The sequence below is a fragment of the Roseovarius sp. genome (assembly GCF_040223625.1).
Lineage (GTDB): Bacteria > Pseudomonadota > Alphaproteobacteria > Rhodobacterales > Rhodobacteraceae > Roseovarius.
Genome location: NZ_JAVKFX010000039.1, coordinates 188,925 through 202,046, shown reverse-complemented (window position 1 = coordinate 202,046; position 13,122 = coordinate 188,925). Strand labels below are relative to the sequence as shown.

At 69.1% G+C, this 13,122-nt stretch carries 7 protein-coding genes; 3 read left to right on the top strand and 4 right to left on the bottom strand.

Features of this window, described 5'->3' with window-relative positions:
* The first annotated feature begins 235 nt into the window (after nt 1–235).
* Complete coding sequence (locus tag RLN94_RS12500) at nt 236–5,674, top strand: nSTAND1 domain-containing NTPase (RefSeq protein ID WP_350128742.1); 5,439 nt, start codon at nt 236–238, stop codon at nt 5,672–5,674.
* A 6-nt stretch (nt 5,675–5,680) separates the two neighbouring features.
* On the opposite strand, the gene RLN94_RS12495 is transcribed toward RLN94_RS12500, so the two are convergent.
* Genes RLN94_RS12495 through RLN94_RS12480 form a run of 4 tightly spaced genes read right to left on the bottom strand, consistent with a single transcriptional unit; the run spans nt 5,681 to nt 10,625 of the window.
* Nucleotides 5,681–6,760: a DUF1513 domain-containing protein gene (locus tag RLN94_RS12495; protein WP_350128739.1), complete on the bottom strand. Its 1,080-nt coding sequence runs from the start codon at nt 6,758–6,760 to the stop codon at nt 5,681–5,683.
* The gene (locus RLN94_RS12490; RefSeq protein ID WP_350128736.1) at nt 6,760–7,767 is read right to left on the bottom strand and encodes an imelysin family protein; all 1,008 of its coding nucleotides are present in this window, start codon (nt 7,765–7,767) and stop codon (nt 6,760–6,762) included. Before RLN94_RS12490 ends, RLN94_RS12495 begins: the two co-directional genes overlap by 1 nt.
* Nucleotides 7,764–9,305 carry a di-heme oxidoreductase family protein gene (locus RLN94_RS12485; protein ID WP_350128733.1) on the bottom strand — a complete coding sequence of 514 codons (1,542 nt, stop codon included), beginning with the start codon at nt 9,303–9,305 and terminating at the stop codon, nt 7,764–7,766. The genes RLN94_RS12490 and RLN94_RS12485 overlap by 4 nt, the downstream gene beginning before the upstream one ends.
* Nucleotides 9,306–9,347: 42 nt before the next feature.
* On the bottom strand, nt 9,348–10,625 hold the full coding sequence (locus RLN94_RS12480) for an imelysin family protein (protein WP_350128730.1): 1,278 nt from the start codon (nt 10,623–10,625) through the stop codon (nt 9,348–9,350).
* 221 nt (nt 10,626–10,846) lie between these two features.
* Here RLN94_RS12480 and ugpB point away from each other — a divergent pair, with 221 nt between their 5' ends.
* Nucleotides 10,847–12,157, top strand: coding sequence for a sn-glycerol-3-phosphate ABC transporter substrate-binding protein UgpB (ugpB, locus tag RLN94_RS12475; protein ID WP_350128727.1), 1,311 nt, complete (start codon nt 10,847–10,849; stop codon nt 12,155–12,157).
* A 79-nt stretch (nt 12,158–12,236) separates the two neighbouring features.
* Complete coding sequence (ugpA, locus tag RLN94_RS12470) at nt 12,237–13,121, top strand: sn-glycerol-3-phosphate ABC transporter permease UgpA (RefSeq protein WP_350128724.1); 885 nt, start codon at nt 12,237–12,239, stop codon at nt 13,119–13,121.
* Nucleotide 13,122 lies beyond the last annotated feature (1 nt).

The following is a 13,122-nucleotide window of genomic DNA, read 5'->3' as shown; positions in this document are numbered from 1 at the left end:
GAAGACGACGCCTTCGACACCGCCTATTACTGCGAGTGGATCACCGTCTACGACTACTACGGCAACTGGGTCACCGTCTGGCAGTGCTACTGAGCGAACCCCCGCCCCAACCAAAAAGGCCCGCCACACTGGCGGGCCTTTTCCCTTTCCGACGGAAACGCCTCCCTCCCACGTAGGACTTGAAACCAGGCCCCGGCTGTGGCTGTCTTGAAAAAAGAGAAGGGTCGCGCGCGACATGGCGACTGTGTTCCTGAGCCACGCAACCAAGGACGACGCCCTGACCGGCGACCTGTTGCGATGGCTGCACGAGAACGGCTTCCGCGACACCTTCGTCGACCATCTCGACATTCTCGGCGGCGACAACTGGACAGACCGCCTCCGCGACCAGGCCGCCGCCTGCCGGGTGGTGATCTGCGTGCTGACGGAGAACTGGCTCACCTCCTCGGATTGTTTCAACGAGTTCCAAGCGGCGTGGTACATGGGCAAGAGCATCCTGCCGCTGTTCTTCGTCGACATCGACGCGCCCGGCACCGGCGAACCGGCAAGGCGGCTCGGCCGGGTGCTGGCGGAAACGCAGGGCATCGACCTGCGCGGCGCGCTGGCCCCCGACGGCACGATCGACCTCTCCCGCGATCCCGGCACCGCCGACCTGCTGGCCCGCAGCCTGCGGGCCTTCGGCGCGCAATCCGAGATCGGCCTCGACCCGACGGCGTTTTCGATCGACCCCGCCGCGCGGCCCACGCCCTTCCCCGGCCTCGTCTCCTTCGGCGACCGCGATGCCGACGCCGCGATCTTCTACGGCCGCTCGCGCGAGATTGCCGAGGCGATCGAGGAACTGCGCTCGATGCGGGCAAATGCCGACCGGAGGCCGCTGGCGATCCTCGGCGTGTCGGGGGCGGGGAAATCCTCGTTCCTCAAGGCCGGTATCCTCCCGCGGCTCAGGCGCGAGCCGCGATCCTGGCTGCCGCTGCGCGTCTTCCGCCCCGGCATCGACCCGCTCGACGGGTTCGCGCGGGCAATCTCGCAAACGCTGGCCGATCACGGCGCGGCCGAGGCGCCGGGAGAGATCCGCGCCGCGCTGGAGGGCGCGCTGGCCGCGGGCCCCGGGGGCGACGCCCTCGGCAACACCCTCGACCAGCTCTCCAAGAAACTCCGCACCGCCGCCGGCTCCCCCGGCGCGACCATCCTTATCAGCGTCGACCAGGTCGAAGAACTGCTGCGCGATGACAGCCCCGCGGCCGCAAGGCTCATCGCCTGCCTCGCCGCCGCCGGCGAGGGCCGGCGCGGCTGGATGACCGCCATGACCATCCGCGCCGACCGCCTGCCCGACCTGCAGGCGCATCCGGGTTTCGGCCGGCTCAAGACCCGCGGCTACGACCTGCGCCAGATGCCGCCCTTCCGGTTCAGCGACGTGATGGAACAGCCCGCCGCCCGCTACGGCGTGCGCCTTGCGCCCGAGCTGGTCGACGCGCTGATGGACGACGCCCCCGAGCGCGACGCGCTGCCGCTCCTGGCCTTCGCGCTGCAGCGCCTGTGGGACCAGTTCAGCGCCGACAAGGAATTGCTGCTGGAGGATTACCAGCGGCTTGGCCGGCTGTCGGGCCTCTTGCGCGACGCCGCCGAACGGGCCTTGGCGGGCGTGGCGCCGGGCGACGACACCGGCCCGCCGCCCGGCCAACAGAAGGACCGCGCGGCGCTGGCCGAAACCTGCTTCATCCCGGCCCTCGTCGATGTCGATGCCGACGGCAAGGCCACCCGGCGCACCGCGCTCTGGGCCGAATTTTCCCCCGAAGAACAGGCGCTTCTGCGCCAGTTCGAAGCGTGGCGCCTGGTCGTCCGCCGCGGCGTGGGCGAGGAGGCGACGGTCGAGGTCGCGCACGAGGCGCTCTTCCGCGAGTGGGACCGGATGCAGGCCTGGCTGGAGCCGGAAATCGCCCGCATCGCCACCCTGCGCGGGATCGGCGATGCCGCCCGCGCCTGGGAGCAGTCGGGCCGCAATCCCAGCCTCCTGACCCATCGCGGCCAGCGCCTCGCCGACGCGCGCGCCCTGCTGGCCAACCCGCGCTACCGCGACCGGCTGGATACCACCGACCGGGCTTATCTCGCCGCCTGCGCGCGGCTGCGGCGCCGGGGCATCCTGACCACCTCCATTGCCGCGGGCGTGGCCGTGGCGGCGGTCGGGCTTGGCGTCTGGTCGTGGCAGCAATCCGAACGCCGCATGGTCGCCGAGCGCGAGGCCGGGTTCGACGAACGCGTCGCCGCTGCCATGCAGGCACAGGACATCAACACGCTGGAAAGCTTCACCTATTACATCCTGCAGGACCCCTACGCCCGCACCCGCGAGGACCGCTTCGCCATCCTGCGCCGGGTGCTGAGCTCCGCGCAGACAACGGTCGATTCCGAATACGCCATCGCCGATTTCGCGCTCGAGGCGCTGGATGCCCCGGAAAGCAGCCTGTTCGAGCTGGAGTATTCCTCCGAACGCGGCGTCGATGCAGAGCTCTTCCCAATCCTCTGGCGCCCCCGCGCCGACCGGATCGCCGGGGAGTGGGGCCTGCCGGTGCCGGGCTTCCTGCAACTGGTCGAGAACCCGGCCTTCCCGCCCCGCCGGGTGGTGATCCGCCGGGCGGGCGAGGTGGTGTTCGACGCCATGCTGCCCGAAACCGACGGCCGGCACATCCTCGACGCCTCCAAGCTCGACAGCGACGACCTGAAAACGTTCTTCGAGGCCAACCGCGCCAGCTTCGCCCCCGCAAAGGCGGTGACCGGCTCGCCCGACCATTACTACGTGCCCGACTGGAGCGTGCCGATCTGGAATGCCGGGCGCGACCGCGAGGCGGGCAGCCGCGTGCTCCCGCCCGGCGCGGATTTCACCCTGCTGCTGGGCAATCTCATCGTCGACAACCCGCAGATCGTGCTCGACACGGCGGCGGTCGACTATTTTTTCCGCCGCTTCCCCGAGGCCTATGACATCACCGTCAACGAATACCTCGCCATCCGCGGGCCGCATGTGCGCGAGGACATGCTGGCATGGCTCGACGCGGGGCATTCGCTGGACGACATGCTCTTCAGCCTCGGCCTGATCGCCAGCCATGGCCCCGGCGCGCGCGAGATCGACATGGCCGCCGCGCATGAGGGCGCGGGCTGGCAGGCGGGGCTTTACATGCACGGGCCGATCCGCCGCACGCGCGAGGTGGCGGCGCTGAGCGAGGAGAACGACCCCTTCGCGGCGGGCAGTTTCGGGCAATCCGCCTACAGCCGCCCCTCGGCCCCCGCCTCGATCGCGCCGGACCGGGGCGAGCGGGTCACGCTCCGCACCGCCGAGCCGGAGGAAGCCGTGACCGGCCCCGGCCGCGAGATGACCGACCCGCTGACCGCCCCCGTCCGCCTTCTGCTGCCTACGCCCGATGCCGGCCAGCCCTTCGAGGCCTGGCACCCGGTGGCCCAGGCCCTCTACCGCGACAGCACGCTGCAGCTTTCCGCCACCTTCCTCGACACCCGCGACGCCACGCTCGACCGGCTCCGGCGGAAGACCGGGCTGGTCACGCTCGACATTGCCGTCCGCTCGGATGCGCGGCTGGGGCCGGGGGACGTGGCGGTCGAGATCCTCGACAGCGACTGGACCGAGCCGCTCACGCCGCAAACCGACGACCCCATTGCCACCATCGAGGCCGTCTTCCGGGCGCTGGAAACCCGCGTGCTATCCGACCCGGCCCGCTTCGTCTTTCCGCATGACATGGCCGGCTACCTCGACAGCGCCGCGCCGGGCCGGAAGCGCTGGGCGCTGGAAACCTTCGCCCATACCGACCTGATGCAGCTCGTGGCCGGGCTCGTCCGGCACGAAACCTCCGGCGCGCGCCCCGACGGGGCCGATGCCGCCCACCTGCCGCGGTTCGACTGGCTGCTGGGCGCGCTGGTCTTCTCCGTCGCGGCCCATGGCGTAACGGATGGCGAGGCCCACCTCGCCCTCTGGCGCGACCTTTCCGACCGGGCGGCAGGGCCCGACCCGTCCACCGCACCGGAATCAGCCGCCACCGCGGCCGTCGCCGACGGCGTGGCGCATCTGCTGGCCGACGACATCCCGGCCGCCAAGGCGGCCTTCGAACGCGCCATCACGCAGGACGCCGAAGCCGCCCGCGACAGCTTCCTCACCGCCTATGCCAAGGCCGCCCCCGACATACTGGCCGACCGCCTGCGCGACGACTGCCGCGCCCCCACCCGGCCCGACCTCGGCCAGCTCGGCATCCAACAGCTCGACCTCGTCCTGGGCACGAACCCGGCCCCCGACGACAGCACCCTCTTCGGCCTCTGCCGCCTCGCCGCACAGGACAAGGCCGGCACGCGCGACTGGCTCGACGCGGCGATCGCCTATGCCGCCACCCTCCGCGCCGAGGACGACCTCGACCCGGAAGAGGCCGTCTGGCTCGGCCGCACCATCTGGCAGCGGCACGATCCCCTCTCGGAAACCCCCGGCGCGCTGGCGGTGGGCCAGCGCTTCCTGCAAGGCGGCGTCTCCCGCATCGACGACCCCTCCCGCACGGACGCGCTCGGGCAGACGCTGGCCACCGATTGCCACGACCGGATCGACACCCGCCCCTGCATGCGCCGCGTGATGGCGCTGGCCGAACAGGCCGGCAAGCCCGAGATCGGCCTCTTCGCCGCCGAGGCGCTGGCCGCCTCCCGCGACCCGGCCGACCGCCAGCGCGTCACCGCCATGCTCGACCTCTTCCAGGCCGCGCGAGGCCTGGCACCCGGCTACGCCGGACCAAAGGCCGACTGGTACGCCGCCTATGTCAGCTTCCTGCGCGGACTCGTGGCACAGGCGGCGGGCGACGGCGACGCCAAAGCCCACCTGGCCCGCGCCATGGGCCACCCCGCCTTCCGCTTCGCCGTCCTGCCGGCTTTGACACAGGTCACCGCGGCCCATGATGGCCCCGACGCCGCCAGTGCGCTCATTGAAGACGCCCTGTCTGCCGCCGACGTGGCCTCGGTCGACCCCGCCAACCTTGCCAATCTGCACGCCCTGCACCTCGCACAGGCCATCGAGGCCGGTACGGGCGAGGACGTATTGCCCGCCATGGTCGCCCTACCCCGCGAGACCGACTGTCTTCAGGACTATACCGGCCCCTGCGCCGCCCCGTGGCTCTGGCGCGCCGCCGCGCAGGTGCTCTACCGCTACCAGGACTGGCAGACCGTCGCCCGCACCGTCACCGACCGCGTCGATCACCCCTATGCCCGGCTGGTGGCGCTGATGCTCTACGCGCAGGGCGGCGAACTGGCCGGGGCCCCCGCCCTCCTGCGGCGCAACTGGCAGCGGGTCGACCCGGCGACCTGGGACAGGCGCCTCGCCCTCGAGGATTCCGCCGTCTGGCGCGAGGTCCTGCTGGCCGCGGCGCTGGGGGAAGAGGTGGAAGGCTACCGGCTGGATCACCTGATCGGCCTCCTGCAGGATCCCACGCAGTTCAAGGGCCACGCCCTTTCGAAGATCGGCCTGCCCCGCGAGGAACTGCTGACCGAGGCACTGTTCTACTCCGCCATGCGGGAGATCGCTCAGGGCCGCACCGAGGATGGCCTGACCCTCCTCCGCCAGACGCGCGAGACGGGCTACGCCCCGGCGCTCGAACACGCTTACGCCAAGCGCTTCCTGGCCCAGCTTGAACAGGCCGAACGCTGACGCGCCTCAGCCGATGGGCACGAGGTGATTGTCCCACGCGCAGTCATGCCGGGCCAACTCGCGCGCCGCACCGCTATCGGTCAGCACCCGCCCCTCGCCGGTGGTGAACACGAACCCGCCCGCCCCCGGCGCCGCACCACAGATGTCACGCTGGTCCAGCCGCCGCGCCACCCGGCCTTCGACATCGGCGATCACCGCCATCCCCCCGCGCGGGCCGGTGACGGCGATCTCCTCGCCGCTGCCGGAAAACGCCACGCTGCCAAGATAACCCTGCAGGTCACCTTCCACGCCCGGCCCCAACCGGTGAAACGCCAGCGGCCCGCCCATCCGGTGCGTCGCCAGAAGCGGCGGCACCTCCGTCATCGCGCCCTGCCACTGGCAGGCGATGGCCACCAGCCCGTCGCTCCGCACCGTGATATGGCGCACCGAATTCTTGTGCCACGCCTCGGGCGGTTCCACCCGGTCCAGCAACGTCCCGTCAAAGGACAGGTAGCTCAGGTTCGGCCGCATCGTCGGAATGTTCAGCTTCTGCCGCCCGGCCTCCGGATGCGTCTCGATCCCGCCATTGGCAACCACCAGCGTCTCGCCATCCGGCATCAGCCGCAGCTCATGCGGCCCGAGCCCGCCCGACGGCATGGCCCCCAGCCGCGCGAACCCGGCGTCGGCATCCCAGATCCCGACCATCCCGCGACCGGTCTCGTAATCGTTCTCGGTGGTGAACAGCACCGCCCCATCCGCCGAGAACGCCCCGTGCCCGTAGAAATGAAACCCCTCCGGCGTATCCAGCCGCCGCACCGTCTCGCCGCTCGCACAGTCGATCACCAGGGCGAACTGCCCCGGCCGCCGGGCGAAGGCCACCGCCAGCGGCCGGCTGGGATGGGCCGCCGCCGCATGGCCGCGCCCCGGCAGCGGGATCTCGAACAACCACTCTCCGGCCGCGCCAAGCCCGATGAGCGTGAACACCCCCGAAGGCAGCCTCGCCGCCGCAAGGTAGGCGGGGCTGCCGGCATCGGCCCAACTTGCACGAGGGGCCAGCCCGGAGGCCAGCAACCCGGCAAGGAACGCGCGCCGCGTGGCCCCGGCCATCAGTCTCCGTCCATCGCATTGAACCCCGCCGAAACGCCCAGCGCCGGGCCAAGCGCACCCTGCACGACCTCGCGCACCTCCCGCAGGTCGGTCTGCAACGATTCCAATCGGAACCGGCCCGCCGGCTCGGCCACCGACGCAAAGACCGGATCGTCCAGCGCATCCGCACTGTCGTGAAAATCCTCGAGCTCCGCCGCAAGCCGCGCCTGCAACGCCGCATCCCCCTCCGCCAGTTGCACCGCCAGCCCGCCCGCGCCGCGCACCGCCGCCTGCAACAGCGCCAGGCTCAACCCAGACCGATACGCCTCGGCCCAGTTCGGGCGGGGCCGCTCGAACGTACCCAAAGGCCGGCCAAGCCGCATGTCCACGGCGAATTCCAGCCCGGTGCCGGCCGACTTGTAGAGCACCTGCAACACCTCCTCCTCGGTCCGGTAGGGGCTGTCACCGCCCGGCTCGGTCAGCATCGGCGCAAAACCCTCCCACGCCTTGGCCAGCTCGCCCGTCGTGCCGTGGATATCCGCCACGACCGCCCGGACCAGCGCGCAGCGGTAGTCCGGCGTGCCGATCTCCGCGAGGTCCTCCTCGTGCACCAGGTAATCCAGCGCATAGAACCCGCGCGCCGCGATCGACATGTCGGCATAGGCCTCCGGCGCAAGCACATCCTCGTTGCCCTCCGCCAGAAGCTTGCGGATCGCGCTGGCCGTCCGCCCGCGCGGGTCAGGCCAGAAGGCCAGCGCGAAGGCCCGGTTCTCCTCCTCCGACGGGCCAAAGCGCAGGTGGCTCACCCTCGCCCAGGCCAGGAACGCGGCGGTATAGCTGTCGTGCAGGCCCGGGTGGGTGCAATCCTGTCCCGCCGCCTCGACCATCCGACCGGCGGCCCGGTCCAGCTCTGCGAACCCGCCGACGATCTCCTCCTCGACGATGCCGCGGATCATGCCCGCCCGGTCCTGCGCCAGCGCGGCCAGCGGCAGGGCAATCAGCAAGGCGACAATCAATCGCTTAATCACAGGCTCTCCAGAAACGCGATCAGCGCCGCACGGTCCTCCGGCGCCATCTCCACCACAGCATCCCGCTGCGCCTGCGCCTCGCCGCCATGCCACAGAACCGCCTCGAGCAACGACCGTGCCCGCCCGTCATGCAGGAAATACGTGTGTCCCGACACGCGCTCGGTCATCCCCACGCCCCAAAGCGGCGCCGTGCGCCATTCCCGGCCCGTCGCCCGCGCCTCGGGGCGGTGATCGGCCAGCCCCTCGCCCATGTCGTGCAGCAGCATGTCGGTATAGGGCCAGATGAGCTGAAAGCTCTGCTCCGGCTGATCCTCCAGCCGGTGCGTGACATAGGCGGGCGTGTGGCAAGAGGTGCAGCCGGTCTCGTAGAACACTTCCTTGCCGCGCAGCACCTCCGGATCGTTCACGTCCCGCCGCGCCGGCACGGCAAGGTTGCGGCTGTAGAAGGTCACCAGCTCCAGCCCCTCGCCATCGATCTCGTGCAGTCGGTCATCCCCGTCGCCATGCGGCCCGGCGCGGCAATCGGCCTGCGCCTCGGTGCACTTCCCCCACGGATCGGGGAAGAGTGGGTTGGAAATCCCGATATCACCGGCAAAGGCCGAGGCCGTCTGGTGCCGCACCGTCGGCGCGCCGGCCTTGTGCCCGAACCGGCCCAGCATCGGCATGTCGAATTCCAGCGACCAGATGATGTTCGGCCGCCCCGAGATGCCGTCGCCATCCACATCCTCGGGATCGGCTCTCTCCATGATATCCGCCGCCGGGATCGCCTCGAGCAACCCCAGCCCGATCATCTGCGGCGCCACCCGCGGGCTCAGCATTGCGTCGGGGTGCAGCGGGCCATAGCCCAAATCGGCGACCTCGTAAGTGGGCACCCGCAGGCGGGCCACCTCGCCGCCCGACAAGGCCACCTCGCGCTCCTCGTAGGTCACCTTCAACCGGTACTCGGCCTTGTGCCCCGGCAGGCTGAAATCCTGCAATTGCGCGCCATAGGTCGGCTCCGGCGAGGTCGAGATGTAATCCTCGATCTCCGCCATCGCCTGTGCCTCGCCGCCCGGCACCGACACCCGCAGGAACATCGACACCGCCGAATCCTCCGGCCCCTCCGGCGGATGGCCGCGCCCGTCCTTCAGGTGGCACCGCTGACAGGACCGCGCGTTGAACAGCGGCCCCAGCCCGTCCGAGGCCAGCGTCGAAGACGGCGAAGAGACCCACAGCTTGCGGAACAGCCCGTTGCCCACCTTGAAATCAAGCTCGTCGGCAAAGGGCATATTGCCGGAAGGCTGGGAAAACGCGTCCGGGTTGTCGCGCGGGCGCACCGTGGCGGCCCCGGCGGACATCTCCTCGAAGGGCTGCGGTTTGGTGAAATCCCGCGGAAAGGCCAGCGCCCTGTCGATCCGCTCCTGCTCGGCCCCGGTCCGCGGCACGATCCGCAAATGCGGCTCGTCCAGCACGCCGGCCCACGCGGCCGCCCCGCCCGTCAGCACGGCAAGCCCGAGCCCCGTGCAGGCAAGCCAGCGAAGGTGCAACGGATGTGCCATCGGTCTCGGTTCCGGCTCTGCGGTGACGGGGCGCGAAGCCCCTTACTGGAACACCGCGCCGGGATTGTCGAGGCTGTCCGACCCCTCGAACGCGATGCCGTCGAGCCCCAGCGCGGATACGACCCGCTCGATCGAGCGGGTCTGGTCGATCAGCGCCTCGACCCCGCCCATCACCAGTGCCTCGCCCCTGTCATTGCCGGCTTCCAGCATCTGGTCATAGGCAAACCCGGCCTCGGCCGCCGTCTTGATCTGCCCAAGCTCGCGCATCGTCGCCGACAGCTTCGCCTGCATCTCGGCATCGAGCGCCTCGTCGGCCTCGGCCACCATGTCGGAAAGCGACGTCCCTTCGACCACGGTGCCGTCGATACGGACATATTCGCCGAGGTAGACGTTCTGGATGCCAAGCCCGTCATAGTAATGGCTGTTATGGGTGTTGTCCGAGAAGCAGTCATGCTCTTCCTCGGGGTCGTTCAGCATCAGGCCAAGGCGCATCCGCTCCCCCGCCTGCTCGCCATAGGAGAGCGAGCCCATCCCGGTCAGGATCGCCGAAAGACCGGCCTTCTCGTCCTCCATCAGCGCCGCACGGGCCTCTCCGCCCTCCTGCCACTGCGCGGTCATCCATTCGAGGTCGGAGACCAGCAAATCCGTCGCCGCCGTCAGGTAATCCCCCCGCCGATCGCATTTCCCATTGCTGCACTCCTCGCCCGTCGCATAATCCGTCCACGGCCGGTCGCCCGCGCCGGGGGCGTGCCCGTTCAGGTCCTGCCCCCAAAGCAGGAACTCGATCGCGTGATAGCCCGTGGCCACGTTCGCCTCGATCCCGTCTGCCTCGTGCAAGGACCCCTCCAGCAGCTCAGGCGTGATCTCGGCCGCGTCGATCTCCTCGCCCGACAGGGTGAAGCTATCGTTCGCCACCACGTTCAGCGCCGCCAGCTCATTGGCATCCGACGGCCCACCATAGGCGGCATCGACATAATCGATCAGCCCTTCATCCAGCGGCCACGCGTTCACCTTGCCCTCCCAGTCATCGACGATGGCGTTGCCGAAGCGGTAGACCTCGGTCTGCTGGTAGGGCACCCGCGCCGCCAGCCACGCCGCTTTCGCAGCGCCCAGCGCCTCGGCCGACGGATCGGAGACCAGCGCGTTCACCGCCTCCTGCAGCCGCTTGGCGGTGGTCAGGCTGTCCTCGTACTTGGCCGCCGCGATGTCGGCATAGGTGGTCAGGACATCCGCCTCCGCCGTCTGGGCGGCGGCAAGGCCCGCCTGCCCGATCGCGAAACCGAGCGCCAGCGCGCTTGTGCTGAGCATGGGGGTGGTCATCGGAAATCTCTCCTTCTTGATGGGCGGCCTATGCGGGAAATGACAAGTAGCTCGCGAAGAACTTGAGTTGTTTTGTCGGATTTGTCAAACCGCCACCGCGCCGGCCGGTTATGTTATAAAACCTTCATTTGAGAGTTCCGAAGCCGCGTGGTTGTTTACCGCCACACCATGCCGGGCCGCTGCCCGGCTTTCCAACATTTTGACTTCTTCGGAGACCGACGATGAAATCCCATACTTCCATCGCCGCGCTTGCAGCGTCGCTGGCATTTGCCGCCTCGCCCGTGCTGGCGCAGACCGAAATCAATTTCTGGCACGCCATGGGCGGCGCCCTCGGCGAGAAAGTCGAAGAAATCGCCACCAATTTCAACGAGATGCAGGACGACTACAAGATCGTCCCCACCTACAAGGGCAACTACACCGAGAACATGACCGCCGCCATCGCCGCCTTCCGCGCCGGCGAGCAGCCGCATGTCGTGCAGGTCTTCGAAGTGGGCACCGCCACCATGATGGCGGCGCAAGGCGCCGTGAAGCCGGTCTACGAGGTGATGGGCAACGCCGATATCGACTGGGATGCCGACGCCTACCTGCCGGCCGTGAAATCCTACTACACCACGCCCGAGGGCGACCTGCTCTCGCTGCCCTTCAACTCCTCGACCCCGGTAATGTGGTACAACAAGGACATGCTCGACGCCGCCGGTGTCGAAGAGGTGCCCCAGACCTGGGACGCGATGTTCGAAGCCGCCGAGAAGCTCAAGGCCAACGGCGCCGACTGCGCCTTCTCCTTCGGCTGGCAGTCCTGGGTGATGGTGGAAAACTACCTCGCCTGGCATGACCAGCCGATCGGCACCCAGCAGAACGGCTTCGCCGGCACCGACACCGAGTTCGTCTTCAACGAAAGCCAGGACCTGACCGAGCTGCTGCAGCGCATCGCCGACAGCCAGGCCGACGGCATGTTCAAGTATGGCGGCCGCCGCGGCGATTCCCTCCCGCTCTTCACCACCGGCGAATGCGCCATGTGGATGAACTCCTCGGCCTACTACGCCGGCATCTCCGAACAGGCCGAGTTCGAATTCGGCCAAGCCATGCTGCCCGTGAACAGCGCCGTCCGCGACGAGGCCCAGAACTCGATCATCGGCGGCGCCACCCTCTGGGTGCTCGAAGGCCATGACGACGCCGAATACCAGGGCGTCGCCGAGTTCTTCAACTACATGTCCACGCCAGAAGTGCAGGCCGACTGGCACCAGTCCTCGGGCTACGTGCCGATCACCACGGCGGCCTATGAACTCTCGCAAGAACAGGGCTTCTACGACGAGAACCCCGGCACCGACACCGCGATCAAGCAGCTTTCGCTGAACGAGCCGACCGAGAATTCGCGCGGCATCCGCTTCGGCAACTTCGTCCAGATCCGCGACATCATCAACGAAGAGCTCGAAGCCCTCTGGGCCGGCGACCAGACCGCGAACGAGGCGCTCGACAAGGCCGCCGACCGCGGCAACCAGTTGCTGCGCGAGTTCCAGGACACCAACAGCTGATCCCAACCGATCGGTAACACGAAAGCGGCCCGGCGCGCCCGGGCCGCTTTTCCGCACGATCCAAGACCGGAGCCCCGCATTGCGCGCCAAGAGAGTCACCTTCCGGCACCGCTGGCTGCCCTACGCGCTGATCGCGCCGCAGATCATCATCACCCTCGTCTTCTTCCTCTGGCCCGCCAGCCAGGCGATCTACCAGTCGCTCTTGCGACAGGACGCCTTCGGCCTGCGCACCGAGTTCGTCGGGCTGAAGAACTTCGCCCGCCTCTTCGCCGACCCGCTCTACCTCGACAGTTTCATCACTACGATCGTCTTCAGCACGCTGGTCACCGCCCTGTCCATGCTGATCGCGCTGGTTCTCGCCGTGATGGCCGACCGCGTCCTGCGCGGCGCGCTCACCTACCGGACGCTGCTGATCTGGCCCTACGCCGTGGCCCCCGCCGTCGCGGGCGTGCTCTGGTGGTTCCTCTTCAACCCCACCATCGGCATCATCGCCTACGCGCTCGACGGGCTGGGCTATGACTGGAACCATTACGTCAGCGGCACCGACGCCATGGCCCTCATCGTCATCGCCGCGGCCTGGCGACAGGTCAGCTACAATTTCCTCTTCTTCCTCGCCGGGCTGCAGGCCATCCCCCGTTCCCTCACCGAGGCCGCCGCCATCGACGGCGCAGGTCCGGTCAAACGCTTCCTCACCATCCAGCTTCCGCTCCTGTCGCCTACCGTCTTCTTCCTGCTGGTCGTGAACCTCGTCTACGCCTTCTTCGAGACCTTCGGCGTCGTCCACGCCACCACAAGCGGGGGCCCCGGCAACGCCACCAACATCCTTGTCTACAAGGTCTGGCGAGACGCGTTCGAGGGGCTCAACCTCGGCTCCTCGGCCGCGCAGTCCGTGGTGCTGATGGTGATCGTCATCGCCCTGACGGCGATCCAGTTCCGCTATATCGAACGCCGGGTGGAGTACTGAG